Source organism: Bacillus thuringiensis, from assembly GCF_001595725.1.
GTDB lineage: Bacteria > Bacillota > Bacilli > Bacillales > Bacillaceae_G > Bacillus_A > Bacillus_A thuringiensis_K.
In genome coordinates, this window is record NZ_CP014283.1 from 140,129 (window position 1) to 155,430 (window position 15,302).

Here is a 15,302-nt window from a genome sequence, read left to right on the forward strand (position 1 = left end):
ATGAAGACATTTTTTTCAGACTCTAACTACAACTGCGTTTCTTCTATTGGCTCAATGGACAGTTGTTTATAAAAATTATTTACTTTCATATTATTTTTTACATCATCGTCTAAATATTGATAAAAATTACTCGGTAATGGCAAACGGATATTATAATGGTTTAGCTCAGAAAAAACATTTATATATTCTAGATTTTGCGCCTAGTAATTCCCAAATAGATATCACTCAACATTTCACCCTCTTTTTCTTCTTAAGTCTTCTCTTAATTCTTTACATGTTCTTTGTGGCGGTAATAATTGTACAAATTCATTTTTTTCTTCTGCAAATAACTGCGAATGTATTGAATGTGAAGTAATATAATTGATATCTAAAATTTCATCTAAAGGATGAAAATCCCAATAATGATTTAATCTCCAAAAAAAACGTGCATCTCCTATACGATAAAATTGAGGATCTTCATCCCAGTATGAATTCCACCTTTTTTCAAGAATCGGTAAAACAGAGGCTCTATGCATAATAGAACAATGATCAATTGTACATGGAGCATTATTAGTAATTTTTTTGGCAGCTCTTTCAACAGTTTTAATAGGCAAATCTGATTCATCTAGATGAATCGTTTTTGATGCAGAATAAATAATTTGAACATCTTTATTCTCATCAAGATAACTAGACATCTTTTTGAGTCGTTCTTTTTCATATTGATTATCATCAGTAATATAAGTAATATACTCCCCCTTCGCATGCTTAAGAGCCTCATTAATTAGAGCCGCATATCTGACTTTTTTTGTCCGTTCAGAAATATGGGCCACATTACTTTTATAAAAATGTATATTTTCCTTATTTATAAATGGTTGAATTACCTTCTGGGTCATTTCATTAGAATTATCATCCATGATAAAAAGCTCAAAATCTTGAAAAGTTTGGTTTAATACACTTAATATCGATTTTTCAACAAACGTAGGCTTATTGTAACTTGTCATTATAACTGAAATTTTAGGCAAATATTCCTCTCCTCCTTATAACCAAATACAAAAACAGTTACGTTATTATATAAACAGAAAGGACAATCCGTTCCGATAATTTTTAAAAAAATTTATATATATATTAAAGTCTATAGCAGCGTTTATATTTATCTATATATCTCTTTTTACTCCACTATAGTCCATACCATATCTATGAAAAGGTAATAAACTATCCAAGTACAAAAAAGAATGTATCAATAAAGGTTTATTATTATCTATTAGACTTCGCTAGAAAAAACATTCAATATTCTCAGAAGAGGTGACGATTTTGCAACCCCTAATTTCAATTATCCTTACTAGCTATAATAAGCCATCATTAATTAATCAAGTTATTGAAAGTGTCCTAATGCAAACTTATAAAGAATGGGAACTTTTTATTATGGATGATAACTCTTGTCCAGAAACTATAAATATTATAAAAAATTATTTAGATGACCCTCGAATTTATTATGAAAATAGTTTTATACAAGATAATGAGAGATATAAAACCACAAGATATGCAACTCTCATCAATAAGGCACTTCCATTAACACGTGGGGAGTATATTTGCTATTTAACGGACGATACTATGTACGTTCCAAACAGGTTAGCTGAAATGTTATCTTTCTTAGAAAAACAACCTGAAATAGATATAGTGTACTCTTCTCAATACGTAAAATATGTTGATTATAATCTACAACCTATTCATGAATATGTAAGAGAAGCTTCAAAAATTTTATATACAGCTGCAAATGTTGTGGATCACTGTTCAGTTATGCATACTAGAAGAATATTATTAAAGGTTTATGAAAAATACTGTGAATATTGGGATACAAATCCTTTATATTGGTTTGTTGGAGATGCGATGTTTTGGAAACGCCTAAATACATTCCAGCCTTTTTATCCCATTAACAAAGTGCTCGATATTACTTTTAAAACACCATTTTCCTTCCAAAATTTATATGCTAACCTCCCTTCCAAAGATTTAAATGGTATTTTGTTTAGCAATTCACAAGGTGAAGTATTTTTAATTGATAATTATAAACGTAGGCTTATATCGAAAGAAATGCTTTCCTACTTCAAATATAATCAAAATGAAATTGTCTCAATCCCTGATCCCTTTATCTACAAATATACTGAAGGTCCTCCCATAACCCTTACTGAATCAATCCCAAATCTACGGGTTGTGCAAAACGAAAAAGAAGAATTATTTTATATAGAAAATAATCAAAAACGTCCATTCATTAACACCATAGCATTTCGCAAATTAAAATTTTCAAATCAAGAAATTATTAAAGTTTCACAAAGTAGTTTAGATAAATTTTCAGATGGACCACCTATTTATCCGAATTTATCTCATTACACGATTCTACCCGAAGGAAAAGTATTTATCTATCATCACAATTATTTCATAATGACAGATTACATGCTACATCCAATAGATAAAGACATATTGCAAAAACTATATTTATTAAAGAACTGTATACCGATTTCAAAAACTAGTTTATCCTTCTTTAAGATTGGTCCTCCTATTTCATCATACCCCTCTCACTTAGCTAAAGAATACCAAGAAGAATGATATAAGAGGATAGTACCAATAAGAGATATTGCTTCAAAAAATAAACATGATACAAATTGTATTTTTTCATTTTCCATTAAAATTTTGGAAATAACCTTCTTAAAATACCTAAATCATATTAACAAAGGTTTTCAATGAGTTGCACTAACTCAAAAATAAAAGTCAGTCTCAATAAAGAGAAATGACTTCTATCTATATCAAATACTTCCTTAAAATTAGGAAATTTTACAGAATAACAAAATATTTGTAACGATAAATTTATCAATATAATATAACATTATTAACGAAGGCTCTTTTCACTTCTAGATTGTCAAATTCTCACTATAACTAAAAAATCTTCTCATCTTATATAAAATGAGAAGATTTTTTCAGTGGAAAGGTTTCTTGTTACATCCTTGACTTTCTAGCGATGTTTTACCACGATGTCCAGCCACCATCAATGCAAATATTTTGCCCCGTTACATAGCTTGAAGCATTAGATGCAAGAAAAACAATCAACCCTTGTAATTCCTGGGGATTTCCAATACGACCTAGCGCTGTTTTTTTCTTTAAATTTCGAATAAATTCTTTATTTTTCTGAACTTCTGTATTAGGAAATGGACCTGGAGAGATAGAATTAGCTCTAATTCCTTTTAAACCATAGTGACACGCAAGATACCGAGTAAACTGTATGATAGCAGCTTTTCCTGCTCCATAATTCGGAGGATTATTAAAGCCTGAATCGCCATAAATAGAAGGGTCTGGGGAAACAACACCATACATTGAAGAGATATTAATAATATTTCCTTTATTCTTCGGTAACATATATTGTAATGCCTTTTTAGTAACCCGAAACACATTATTTATAGAACCATCAATTCCTGTTTCCCACTCCGATTCTGTCATTTCTTCAATAGTCTTTCCTGCTCCAAAGTAAGCATTATTAATAAGAATGTCTATCTTATTATCTGAATTATAAATCTCCTCAAATGTATGATTTATTGATTTACTATCTGAAACATCTAGAGCATATCCCTGACATTTCACATTATATTTTTGATTTAACTGATCAGCTAAATTCATACATTTTTCTTTGCTTCTACTAACTATCATAACGTTTGCACCATACTTAGCCAGCCCTTCAGAAATTGCAGAACCAAGATAACCAGATCCACCAGTAACAATTGCATTCTGGCCTTTTAAACTAAATAATTCATGTTGATTCATTATTCACCCTCCATAAGTTCGGATTAATAATTATCTCAGGTATATCCTTAAATAATTTCTTTGCAGTATTAAGAACTTTCTCTTCTAATAAAGGTGAATTACAGATTTGAATATTTTCTTTTAATTGATCTACTGTTTCACATCCAATAATAATCTTATCAACTTCTTTCAATTCTCGAACAAATAATAAAGCCAATTGCGCTCTACTTAAATTGAATTCCCGAGCTAAAAACTCAAATTCTTTTATTGGTTTTTTAGCGATTTGTAAATAATCGGGAATTTTTTCCGTATCCATTAATAGCAACCCTTGAAGATATGGGCTTCTAGCATGTATTTCTATTCCTTTTGTTTTCAGCTTTTGTAGTAGGCCTGAACAAATTAGACGTTGATCAAATATATTTAAAGGAACTTGAATCATATCAAAACAATCAAATTCCAAAAACCGCTTAACTTCATCAGGTGTATAAACGGATACACCAATCTTTTTAATTACTCCCCCTAATTTCAATGTATTTAATTTTTGAATGATATATCCATTATGTGAAACCATATTTTTAGAATCATGTAACAGGCAACAGTCTATAATATTTGTTTTCAAATTCATCATAGATTGTTTAATATATTTATCAATTAAGCTATCTAAATGCTCAATACCAATATTTTCAGAATCAATCATAGGTATTTTAGTTACAACCTGAAAATTTTTTTCTGTTGTTTTGCTTGAGACATATTCACCTATAATAACTTCACTATTTCCATAAGAAGACGCTGTATCTAACACATCTATACCATTATTTACAGCATATTTGATGATATTTAAAGCCTCTTCCCTATCAGGTTTACCCATTATATTTCCTATTCCATAATGAAGACCCAGCTGAACAGTACCTAATGCTAATTTCATAGAGCACCTCCATAATAACCACTTAGGCTAGTTAGATATTTTAAACAGAATGACAATATATTTTTACATTTAACTGCCCCTACCTTCACTCCGTTTAAAGGAGGAGCTCTTCTCCTTCACATGATAAAGATTTCTTATTTATTTTTAGTTATCAATATTGCGTATAAAGATGTTGATGTAAAGAGAATAAAGCCTGAAATTTTTGGGCCGAATGTATATAGAATCTGTGGCATTTTCTATACGTACGATACGACAAAGAAAAAATGGATTTATCTTTTATATCCTTATGAAATCGAAAATCAAATTCGTTCCTATTGGCTCCTTCGTACAACACGGCAGACCTTACTGACAGCAAATAGCGGGATAAAGCAGGTAAATAGTATCCTGCCCAGTATATGAAAGTGACTGCTATTTGGTACAAATGATTTTGAATCTCGAATAATTAAAAGCTCACTTAAAGAATGCTACGGTGATGCGATTGCACACTCTAATACATTAATGGAAAACTACTACTTGATATTTCTCTGATGGAAATCAAAACAAATATTTCCCATTTTCCCAATAATAATTTTGAAAAATAATTATTTCACATTCTAAATTCGTTTCTTGGTTCATACGTTATTAAAGTTGTTGAAAAATAAAAAAGCGAAAGATTTAAAATATGATCCAAATGGTCCAGATGATGTTTTAAAAGAGGTAGATATCTTCTCCTAAATAACACTGCAGCTGCTATAGCATGTGATTATTTACACTTCACTTCTGTTTAAACATTTCTAAATAAAAAAATCTTGCTAACAATTCCTTACAAATACACTTAAGAAATTACATTCTATACAACTGCTGCAATTTTGTAGTTACCTTGAGAAAGGACAGATTGCTGATGCAGAAATTTAATATTAATAGGAAGCTAATTGGTGATGATTCATCAGTTTTTGTAATTGCCGAGGCCGGAATTAATCATGCAGGTTCATTTATTGAGGCGAAAAAAATGGTCGATGTTGCAAACTCAAGTATGGCTGATGCAGTTACTTTTCAGCATATAGCCTATAATGACATCGATTGTAGAAAATCTTCTAAGACCAAATTAGATTGGGATAAATGGAGATTATCAGACGAACAGATTATCGAATTGTTTGATACTGCACATAGATTGGGATTATCTACGACGGCTTGTGTAGTAGATTTTAAGTCTCTTGAGTTTATTGTCAAGTCAGGTGCTGACTTTCTTAAAATAGTTAGCGGGGATATTACATGCCATCCCTTTTTGGCTGAATGTGCAAAAACTGGTTTACCTATATTTCTTTCTACTGGAAATGCATTGTTATCTGAAATAGAAGCTGCTTTAGAAGTGATTGAAAAATCAGGTGGAAAAAATGTCGTTGTATATCAAACTAATACTAAATATCCGACTCCACCTAATGAAGTTGATCTTAGAGTAATGGAGACACTAAAAAAATTTAATTATCCAGTAGGCTTCTGTGATCACACTGCAGGAACAGCTATCTCCTTAGCAGCAGTGACGTTAGGTGCTCACGTTATAGAAAAGCACTTCAGTTTAGACGCTACAATAAAAAGACCTGACTATGAAGTTTCTATTAATCCTCATGAACTAAATCAATTTGTAACTGATATACGCAATATTAAAAAAGCAATGGGTGTGCCGATAAAGCGCCGGCATACGGATGATGCAAATTTTATATTAACTCGTAGGTCCTTGGTAGCTTGTAGTGATATGACTAAAGGTACAAAAATCCAATGGAGTGATTTAACATATAAGCGCCCTGGAACAGGTACCCAACCTTCAGAAGCTAAGAATTTTATAGGTAGAACTTTAAAATATGATGTAAGTAAAGATGATCAATTATATGAAGATATGTTGGAGGAGATTTAATGAATAAAATTGAAAGACGTACCGCATTAGTGTTAGCTAGTTCTGATGGACTTGGCTTAGCAGTTGCTAAAAGATTATACTTTGATGGACATAATGTAATTATTACAAGTAGAAGTGAAAAATTAGAAAAAGCTAAAAAAGAAATTTGTGATATTGGTAGTAAAGGAGAAGTTCTAGCAATCCCATCCGACGTAACTAGCATCGAGGATTTAAATAAACTTATTATGCAAGGAAAAAAGCAACTGGGGAATATTGATATTTTATTTACAAATGTGGCTGGTCCTAAAGCTGGAACGATAGAGGATTTAACTATTGAAGATTTCTGTAAAGCACACAATGATCTGTTATTGCCCGTCATTTATTTAACTAAACAATTAATTCCTGATATGTCTTCTCGTAAGTGGGGAAGAATTATTATAAATTCTTCTCTTACTGCAAAAGAGCCTTCAAAAATGCTTACCTTATCAAACATATATAGGGCTGGACTAGCTTCTCTTTCTAAAACTCTTTCTCATCAATACGCTAGTTATGGAGTTACAGTTAATACTGTTGGACCTGGTTCTTTCAAAACTGCTCGCGCATTAGAATTATTAAATGAAATGTCTAAAACACAAAAGCGAAATGTTGAAGAAATCGAATTAGAAATCACAAAAAATTTACCAATGAAGAGATATAATGACCCAATAGAATTTGGTAATGTTGTAGCTTTTTTAGCTAGTGATGCTGCAAGTGCTATTACAGGTACTTTTATTCCAATTGATGGTGGAATTTCTCATGGGATATTCTAGATAAGTAGATATTTTACTATTATCCCAAAGTACTAAATGCTGAGATCGAGTTTTTTTTATATTGTGATCTCTTCTATTGGTAAAGCAAGTTTTTTATAAAATTCAACTGGAACCATTCGATCAGGTGTTAAACCCATCTAAAAAGAAAAATAACGATAAAAAATGCTGTTTTTTCATAAGAATACTTAATCATTTAACCATTTTGATATAATTATCTAATTGTATCAAAGCCAAAAAACTACTTACTTAACAAATATTAATGCACTTTTAACTTCAAGACCAAAAGAAGAGCGAACTGTATTGCCATTCCCATCAGAAAAAAATTAGGAAACGCACTGATTTCATAATAACAAACTTCTCCCACACATCTTGGCCCACAAGAAATTTCATATTTTAGTGAAATTTCAATCCAGACGAAGTTCTAGATTGGAAATATTAGTTCTGTTGCAAAATTAACTAAAATGTAAAAGATCTGTGGTTGAAGAAAATAAATTTTATACAGGCAGCAATAATTTCTATAATTCATTGTATATCTAAAAAACGGAGTTTGGTTGAAGACTCCGTTTTTTTATATAAGGAATGAATGGCCTCAATTCCTTTTATTGTACTTGAGGCTTGAAGAGAGTTTTAAAATCTTGAGGATCTAGCACAACGACGTTTTACGTGTCTATGGCCTTGTTCGATACGATTTTTAGATGTCTAGCTGTATAATCCATGGTGTTTTATAAAGATTTTTCACTCTTACATGCTTCGAGATAAATCCTGTAATTTTTGAGTAACTGTTGTTTGAGGGTAATTTTTCTGTATGAAGTAATCCCTTAATTGCTTAGCAGTTACAGAATATGAAGAATCATATAAAACTTTTTCGATTGTCTGTATCATGTTTTCAATAGAATGAGTCACAAGCCAGCTTAATTCATCGTAATATTTATAATCTCTCTCCTCTGACTTAGATTTATAAACAACTACTGGTGTATCCAATAACATAGCCTCTAATCCTACTGTTGAATTAGAAATAACTACAAGATCTGAATTAGAAATGACATCATAAATACTTACTTCAGTTGTAATATACTTGACATTAGGGTATACCTTACTTAAATGAATATATTCGCTCACTAAATTACGACCTTTTTCCCAAGGGTGAGGCTTTATAATAACTGTAATATTTTTGTCTTTCATCAATTGTTTTGTTAGTTCAACATAAACTTGGGTTTTAAATGGTTGAGTTGCTATAAAGATTATTTTCTTAGAGGTATCTATATTTAGCTTCTTACAAAGTACTTTTTTTTCTAAATGCTTCTTTTCAAAGATATCATCATATCTTGGGTGTCCCAATATCTCGATTTGAGAATCCGCTCCACCTCTTCGAAAATACCACTCTCGTTCATACTCTCCATATACAATCTGTTTCGTAGCGAAAATTGGAAAAAACGCTTCTTCTCCCATTATGGCCCCATGCTGAAGACAATAACTTGGAATCCCCTTACTTTTAGAGATAAGAGTAAGTACTCGGTTCGTTATATCTTCTGTTGTACCAACAATCACACTCGAGATATCATGTTCTTCAAAAATAAAATATGCCATATTAATTTTTTCAATCATAATAGGAAGATCATTGAGTAGTTTTGTTTGAAAAAATTTATTAGAAAATAACGGATGTTCTTTACATGTTAAAAAAATTTTTTGAGCTTTTTCAATGAAAATATGAGAACTATCAGGAACTTTATTTGTATAATCCAGTGTGCAAATCGTAGGGAGACCATAAAGCTCGCTTTTTTTTGCTCTTGTTAATATTTTTGTATACTTAGGGTTAAAATGCGAAAAATTACCTGCTGAAAAACGAAGATAATCAGTATTAAGCAATACGACTCCATCTGGTCCTCTTTTCTTTGTCGTTTGCTCAAGCAGAGGCAACCATTTTTCAAATTCTGACTGCAATTGTTTTTCTTCTATTGGTGCAACAGACAAATATTTATAAAAATCCTTACTTTTCATCTTACTTTTAACATCTTCTTCTAAATATTGATAAAAATTACTTAATAAAGGTAAAGAAATGTTATGATGTACTAATTCAGAAAACACCTTTATATACTCTAAATTTAATAACCAATAATTTTTCAAATAGACTTCACTCAAGGTCTCACCCTCTTTTTCTTCTTAAGTCTTCTCTTAATTCCTTACATGTTCTTTATGGTTTAATAATTGTATAAATTCATTTTTTTCTTCCGCGAATAACTAAAAATATATTGAATTTAAATTAATATATTTTTTATCTAAAATCTTATCTATCGGATAAAAACCCAAAAATGATTCAATCTCAAAAAAATAGCATACCTCATGCAATAAAATTCGGTTTCTTATCCCAGTAAGAAACCTATTTTTTGAACGATTGGCAAAATAGAAGCCCAATACATGTCGAACAATGATCCATTATATATGGATCATTGTTTGTAATCTTTTGTGCAGGTCTTTTTACACCTTTAATTGGCTGAGATGCTTCGTTAATTAAAACTGCGGAACGTTGACAATTCTAATTTAATACGCTCCGTATCGATTTCTCTACAAACAATGGCTTGTAATAACTAGTCATAATAACTATAATTTTAGGCAGCTATTATCCCACTCCTTATCAATAAATAAAGTTCAGTTATATTATTATATAAACAAAAAGAACGAACTGTTCCGGTAATTACGATTTTCTTTTTGTATACACTAAAAGATAAAGGCGATATCTTGTTTGTCCATGAATTTTTATTATTTTCCGTAAAAATCTATTCCATAAGTAATTTCAATCACAATATGACTTGCTAACTAGAAAATCTTCTAATGTGAAAAATAAACCAGGAAACTCTAATCGCTTTCTAGACTTACTCCCCCTCACTCTTAAGCGTCACAATCCTTATTAGTGGTACATATGCAATTTCCGTTTCTGCCATAGCGCTGTGTCACCTTTCATGCTTTGACTTCTTTGAATTCAATAGCGCTTTATCAGCATTAACCTATCGAGATCAATTTTATATTTACCTCAACGTGTTTTACTATTATTGGATCAAATATTATCCCGATTAAAATAACCACGATATGTACAAGCATTAGAAAATAGGAAGCATAATATAGAGCATTGCCACCTATTGGCATGTCATATCAACAAGTAAATGCCTTTCAAACATGATTATTTCATAAAAAGGCATAAGTTCTAAAATTATTTTTCTTAATACGGTATGTAATCAACTTTATATACCACATGAAATAACACATAATTTTTGATAAAGGAAGTGAAGTACATGTTACCTTGCCAAGGTACGTGCAATCAATATGTAGATTTTGAGGCTTTAATTACAGCTCCTGAAGGATATATAATTAATGATACGAATTATACCGGTGCTGTCACCTGGAATACAAACCGATTAAAATGTGCATTTGAACCATGTACGCTGCAAGCACCGAACCCTTGCCTTCTTCAAACTGATCTACCAGATGGTTCCTATCCAGTACACAGTGTTCGCATATATGGAGTACTTACAATGCTTGTTAGTATTTCCCCTGTTCAAAATCAATATGGACAAGGAGATGCAGCTTTTTCTAAATGGCATAAATTCTCTATCAATCAGATTGTTTATTATACAATTGATTCGAATTGCTGCTTTGATTTTAGTAGCTTTAAACTTAAGAGTTTAACAGTTACGCCACAAGATAAAAATACATTTATCTTAAATGGCACCCTCTCTGTTTTACCAGTGCCACCAAGTCCTCCTATTTATGCTTTTACAGCAAATAGAGATGATAATACTCTTTCAGTAATTAATACAGCAACAAAGACTGTCCAGCATGTAATCAATCTTCCATATCAGCCAATTAAAGTTGCTGTTAGTCCAAACAAAACATACACTTTAGTTTTGCACTCAAATGATAATAGTGTTTCTACAATTAATAATGAAACACTTACCATTATCTCTACTTTCTCGATAAACGACCCAATTGATATTGGGTTTTCTCCGGATAACCAGTTTGCGTATATACTAAATTTTTTAACTGGTTCAATGGGCATTACTGTTATTAACCTCTTAACTCAAACCATCTCTAATACTATCTCGCTTGGAGGTTATGGATTTTCAAGTATAGCAATTGATCCGAATGGACAATACGCCTACGTCGTAAATTATACGACTTGGAGTATTGTAAAGGTTGATCTAAACACAGGAGAAATTGTAGCAGAACGTCCTACTTCAAACGATTATCCAAATCTCATAGAAATCAGCTTGCTTGACGGATTCGCTTATGTTACAGAAGAGTTGGTGGCGTCTGGGACCACCCTTACAGTTATTGACTTGTCCACTTTCCAAGAGATTGGGGATATTCTTACTGGAGCATATTACTACTCGTTCCTTGCTCTTTCACCTAATCAACCTTTAGCATTGCTAGGAGAAGAAACTACAGATGAAATCAATATTATTGATACAGCACAACATCAATCCACAGGCACTATTTCCATAAATGGCCCAAAAAGCGCTGCGTTTACCCCTGATGGAAAATTCATCTATATTGCACAGCCAGAACAAAACACAGTTACTATTCTTAACTCCGTTGACTATACCGTAAATACAGTAGTAACAGTTGGAGCATCACCTGTAAGTGTTGCAATATAAAGTTTAATGCTTATTAACATTCAAGAAATACTGAGGATTGCACTCTCTACTTATATTAATTTCCTACTCTCCGGTATTCCATTTATACAAATAACTAGTGTCCTTCTCTCTATTTAATGACTAATCGTTTATTTTTATATGTAATAATTTATACATGGGACTCTTCTTAAATACTAAAAAACATATTATCTAATAACTCCTTAAATATTTCCTATAGTTCTTTCCATTACAATTCTCTTTAATTTTGTTTATCTATCCATTCCCTCCGTCGATCAAATCTCCCTCAAGGAATCCAATTTAAAATTCATTTTACAAGTAAACAACCGTTCCATAAGTAGATTATTTAAGGGAAAGGAGTCAGACTTACTGGATTCCCCTTTCTTCTCATCCTTTTTTGAAGCTCTTTTAAGTCTAATTCTATTGTATTCCAGCTAAATAACATTCCCACTAATAAATAACATGTTATATAACTATATAAAAACTCTAGCAAATCATTAAAGGAATCTCCTTCCCCCTATCGAATTATTGTAGAGGAAAGGAGAGGAATACATGGAAATTCTAGGATTAGATCCTCGCGCATTAGCGACTCTAGGTGCACTTGAATACACCAATCGTCGCAATAAATTAATTGAAGACTCGGAGAATAACATATACGAGTGTAAAGAAATAAAAGAAATACTTCAATCACTCCCTAAAGAGAAGCAGATTGAGGTTCTTGAGAATCAAGCTCACTTTGAAGCTGTGGCAAAGATGATTGAACAAAACAATTTAATTCTTTTAGAACAGATGAAAGCTCTACAACTAGCTCAGAAATAAGAAACTTATGATTGATTAATTCTACATACGATTCCATAAATAATGTATCTTTATCTATACCATCAGCCTCTGTTTTTATAGGAGCTTTTGTTATGCGTTGATTCATATTTTGAATTTGAATGGTTTCTTTTACATGTATGAATAGATCTTCTAACAAACCTGGTGTAGACTCTAATTCCTGCTTTTCAATTTCCTCTGTTACAACACTGATAAATTCCCATAGTACCTTTGCACCTAGTAGTTCTGCTAAGCGTTTTTCACGCATTTCAAATGTTTTCATGTTCATGCAAACACACTCCTATAATTTATATATAATGATAAAAGCATTATTTTTTATGTAAAATTGCCTAAAACACTTTCTAAACTTACATTTCTAAAAAATCACCACATCATCTTAAAGATATATTATTATTCAACACACTTCGTGTTGTTCTGAATCAAAAAAAATTGTTTGAACTGTAACACCATAAAAATTCGCTAATTTTATTTTTATATTATCTCGTGGGATTCTCTGTCCATTTTCATACATCTGCAATGTACTAATACTGATTCCTACTGCTTTTGCCACCTCTTCTCTAGATCTCCCATTTCTTAAATTAATTAGATTTTCAGCTACTCTTTCATAATTCATACATTCTCACCCCTAAAACCACATTTCGTGTTGTTAATTAAAATATAAACCGCACAAAATGTGTTGTCAATAGATTTCAATTATCAATTTTTAAAAGTTTTAATATATTAACACATATTGTGTTAATATATTATCAGGTGATAGAATGAAAACGTTTGGAAATATAATTCGTGATTTAAGAAAACAAAAAGGAATTACGCAAAAAGAACTGGCTCAATCCCTTCAACTTAGTGAAAGTACAATTGGTATGTATGAACGTAATGAACGTCAACCTGATTACAATACCTTGATACGTATAGCAGATTACTTTAAAGTATCTACTGATTTTCTTCTAGGGAGAGATTTTGATGTTGAAAGGAAAAGAAATGATTCAGAACTAGATCAATGGTTAAATGATATAAAACTTGCTCCATCCCAAAAACGTGAAGAATTAAAACGTTTTTGGAAATTTATAATGCAGGAAGAAAAGTAATAAAATAACCCCCCACCTTTACAGTGTGGAGGTCTTGAGTTCGAGCCCTTTCCGGGCCATATATTACGGTAAAATGGCGTTCTATTCAAAGTTAGAGCGCTTATTTTTGTCCGATAATTTACTCATTGATTTAGCCTAAATATTTGCGTTACGCCGTCAAACTGTATGAAATGGAAGTCTCCTATTTCATACATTCAACGTAAATCATAGCTTTAATAATACTGGGGTTTAGTCTGCCTTTAGACATGAGAGTGTTAACTAGTGAGTATTAATACACACGAGCATTTAGTGCGTAATATCTACTAGAAAAGAACGCCTTACACCACTTCGCAAAACTATCTCTTCCATAATATCTGATTTTTTTAAAGTATAATCGATAAAAACTACTTTTATTTGCATGTATTCGACTCTTTTTATTTATAAATACGAAGGAGCATTATAAAGTTTGCTTATCCATCTCATTTATTTCTCTAATTCCTATAAATAAACAAAAAGGGAAAAAATAATTGATAACAGATTAAAATGTAAAGTAATAATAAAATTATTTAATTTTATTATTAAAAATATAAGAGCCTTGCTACATTTTATTGTAGTAAGGCTCTTTAAAGTTGTTTAATTTCTATTCATTTAAATACATTTAAACTCAAAGTTCAATAATATAGTTGTTTAATCTTGTTCAACTAAAGCACCTGTTTGTTAAACAAGGGGCGCTTTAATTATAGAGCCGTTGACTTTTTAAACAAAGGTATGTAACCTCCACTAGGTCCATAAGCAACCCCAATCTTTTCCCATCCGTATTTTTCATAATATTCTTTAAGATCTGAAGTAAGATAAAGAAATTTGTAACCTCTTTTTGCCGCTTCTAGAAGTCCATGATTCAACATTTTTTCTCCTAGAGAGTTGCCCCTAAATTTTTCATCTACAAACAAACATGCTAGCCAGGGGCTCAAATCCTGACGACTATTTAGATCATTACGAATTAATGCATAAATTCCGATAATCTTATCATCTACTTTTGCAACGTAAAAACTGGGTATGTCATTTGGATTATTTAAAGCATTAATCATACAATCTTCATAAAAAGCACGCCCTCCTTCTTCACCCCATTCTTTCCAGAAAACATCTATAGCCTTATTAAATAAGTGATCCTTCTTTAGTAATTGAATTATTTCCATAAAGCTATCATCCCCAGAGTATTATTTAATAATTGTAGAACAAAACAAAATTAATATTTTTCAATTATCTATATTTTATCTATGTAATCAGCTATAATTTCCTCACCCTAGAAATATAGAGTTTTAAATATTTATTCTCTTAATTTATAAAAATTCCTTCTTAACCGAACCTGCCTCGTTAGTGACATAG

At 31.1% G+C, this 15,302-nt stretch carries 13 protein-coding genes and 3 pseudogenes; 6 read left to right on the forward strand and 10 right to left on the reverse strand.

The genetic code is table 11. The annotated features are described in order from the left end of the window. Window positions 1–29 precede the first annotated feature (29 nt). Both AXW78_RS33180 and AXW78_RS26770 read right to left on the reverse strand, forming a co-directional pair. A pseudogene (locus AXW78_RS33180) lies at window positions 30–182 on the reverse strand (CDP-glycerol glycerophosphotransferase family protein); the annotation flags it as partial. A gap of 51 nt (window positions 183–233) precedes the next feature. Further along, window positions 234–1,001: a glycosyltransferase family 2 protein gene (locus AXW78_RS26770; protein ID WP_001124412.1), complete on the reverse strand. Its 768-nt coding sequence runs from the start codon at window positions 999–1,001 to the stop codon at window positions 234–236. A gap of 289 nt (window positions 1,002–1,290) precedes the next feature. On the opposite strand from AXW78_RS26770, the gene AXW78_RS26775 reads away from it, so the two are divergent. After that, complete coding sequence (locus tag AXW78_RS26775; protein WP_001182747.1) at window positions 1,291–2,580, forward strand: glycosyltransferase family 2 protein; 1,290 nt, start codon at window positions 1,291–1,293, stop codon at window positions 2,578–2,580. 414 nt (window positions 2,581–2,994) lie between these two features. Here AXW78_RS26775 and AXW78_RS26780 read toward each other — a convergent pair whose 3' ends face one another. Next, a complete protein-coding gene (locus AXW78_RS26780) occupies window positions 2,995–3,786 on the reverse strand; it encodes an SDR family oxidoreductase (RefSeq protein WP_001071530.1) in 792 nt (263 codons plus the stop codon). After that, window positions 3,773–4,690 (reverse strand): aldo/keto reductase, encoded by a 918-nt coding sequence (locus tag AXW78_RS26785; protein WP_061884910.1) that lies wholly within the window; start codon window positions 4,688–4,690, stop codon window positions 3,773–3,775. Before AXW78_RS26785 ends, AXW78_RS26780 begins: the two co-directional genes overlap by 14 nt. 120 nt (window positions 4,691–4,810) lie before the next feature. Here AXW78_RS26785 and AXW78_RS26790 point away from each other — a divergent pair, with 120 nt between their 5' ends. The 3 genes from AXW78_RS26790 (at window position 4,811) to AXW78_RS26800 (ending at window position 7,369) form a co-directional block, all read left to right on the forward strand. Then, window positions 4,811–5,089: a hypothetical protein gene (locus tag AXW78_RS26790; protein WP_061884911.1), complete on the forward strand. Its 279-nt coding sequence runs from the start codon at window positions 4,811–4,813 to the stop codon at window positions 5,087–5,089. A 481-nt stretch (window positions 5,090–5,570) separates the two neighbouring features. Then, window positions 5,571–6,581: an N-acetylneuraminate synthase family protein gene (locus AXW78_RS26795; protein ID WP_061884912.1), complete on the forward strand. Its 1,011-nt coding sequence runs from the start codon at window positions 5,571–5,573 to the stop codon at window positions 6,579–6,581. After that, a complete protein-coding gene (locus tag AXW78_RS26800) occupies window positions 6,581–7,369 on the forward strand; it encodes an SDR family oxidoreductase (RefSeq protein ID WP_061884913.1) in 789 nt (262 codons plus the stop codon). The genes AXW78_RS26795 and AXW78_RS26800 overlap by 1 nt, the downstream gene beginning before the upstream one ends. Before the next feature lie 533 nt (window positions 7,370–7,902). Here AXW78_RS26800 and AXW78_RS34990 read toward each other — a convergent pair. From AXW78_RS34990 to AXW78_RS35775, 3 genes and pseudogenes are all read right to left on the reverse strand, one after another. Beyond that, a pseudogene (locus AXW78_RS34990) lies at window positions 7,903–8,059 on the reverse strand (IS6 family transposase); the annotation flags it as partial. A 51-nt stretch (window positions 8,060–8,110) separates the two neighbouring features. Then, window positions 8,111–9,508, reverse strand: coding sequence for a CDP-glycerol glycerophosphotransferase family protein (locus AXW78_RS26805; RefSeq protein ID WP_061884914.1), 1,398 nt, complete (start codon window positions 9,506–9,508; stop codon window positions 8,111–8,113). Window positions 9,509–9,512: 4 nt separating this feature from the next. After that, window positions 9,513–9,878: pseudogene (locus AXW78_RS35775) on the reverse strand (glycosyltransferase family 2 protein); the annotation flags it as partial. A gap of 778 nt (window positions 9,879–10,656) precedes the next feature. On the opposite strand from AXW78_RS35775, the gene AXW78_RS26810 reads away from it, so the two are divergent. Beyond that, a complete protein-coding gene (locus AXW78_RS26810) occupies window positions 10,657–12,018 on the forward strand; it encodes a YncE family protein (RefSeq protein WP_000936210.1) in 1,362 nt (453 codons plus the stop codon). A gap of 691 nt (window positions 12,019–12,709) precedes the next feature. Here the strand turns inward: AXW78_RS26810 and AXW78_RS26815 are convergent. Continuing rightward, window positions 12,710–13,120, reverse strand: a complete 411-nt coding sequence (locus AXW78_RS26815; protein ID WP_001056479.1) for a hypothetical protein — start codon at window positions 13,118–13,120, stop codon at window positions 12,710–12,712. Window positions 13,121–13,246: 126 nt separating this feature from the next. Next, entirely contained in the window at window positions 13,247–13,465 is a 219-nt protein-coding gene (locus AXW78_RS26820) for a helix-turn-helix transcriptional regulator (RefSeq protein WP_001105580.1), read from the reverse strand. Between the two features lie 145 nt (window positions 13,466–13,610). Between AXW78_RS26820 and AXW78_RS26825 the strand changes: the two genes are divergently transcribed. After that, complete coding sequence (locus AXW78_RS26825; RefSeq protein ID WP_000846664.1) at window positions 13,611–13,937, forward strand: helix-turn-helix domain-containing protein; 327 nt, start codon at window positions 13,611–13,613, stop codon at window positions 13,935–13,937. A gap of 716 nt (window positions 13,938–14,653) precedes the next feature. Here AXW78_RS26825 and AXW78_RS26830 read toward each other — a convergent pair. Further along, window positions 14,654–15,112 carry a GNAT family N-acetyltransferase gene (locus AXW78_RS26830; protein WP_000402858.1) on the reverse strand — a complete coding sequence of 153 codons (459 nt, stop codon included), beginning with the start codon at window positions 15,110–15,112 and terminating at the stop codon, window positions 14,654–14,656. Window positions 15,113–15,302 lie beyond the last annotated feature (190 nt).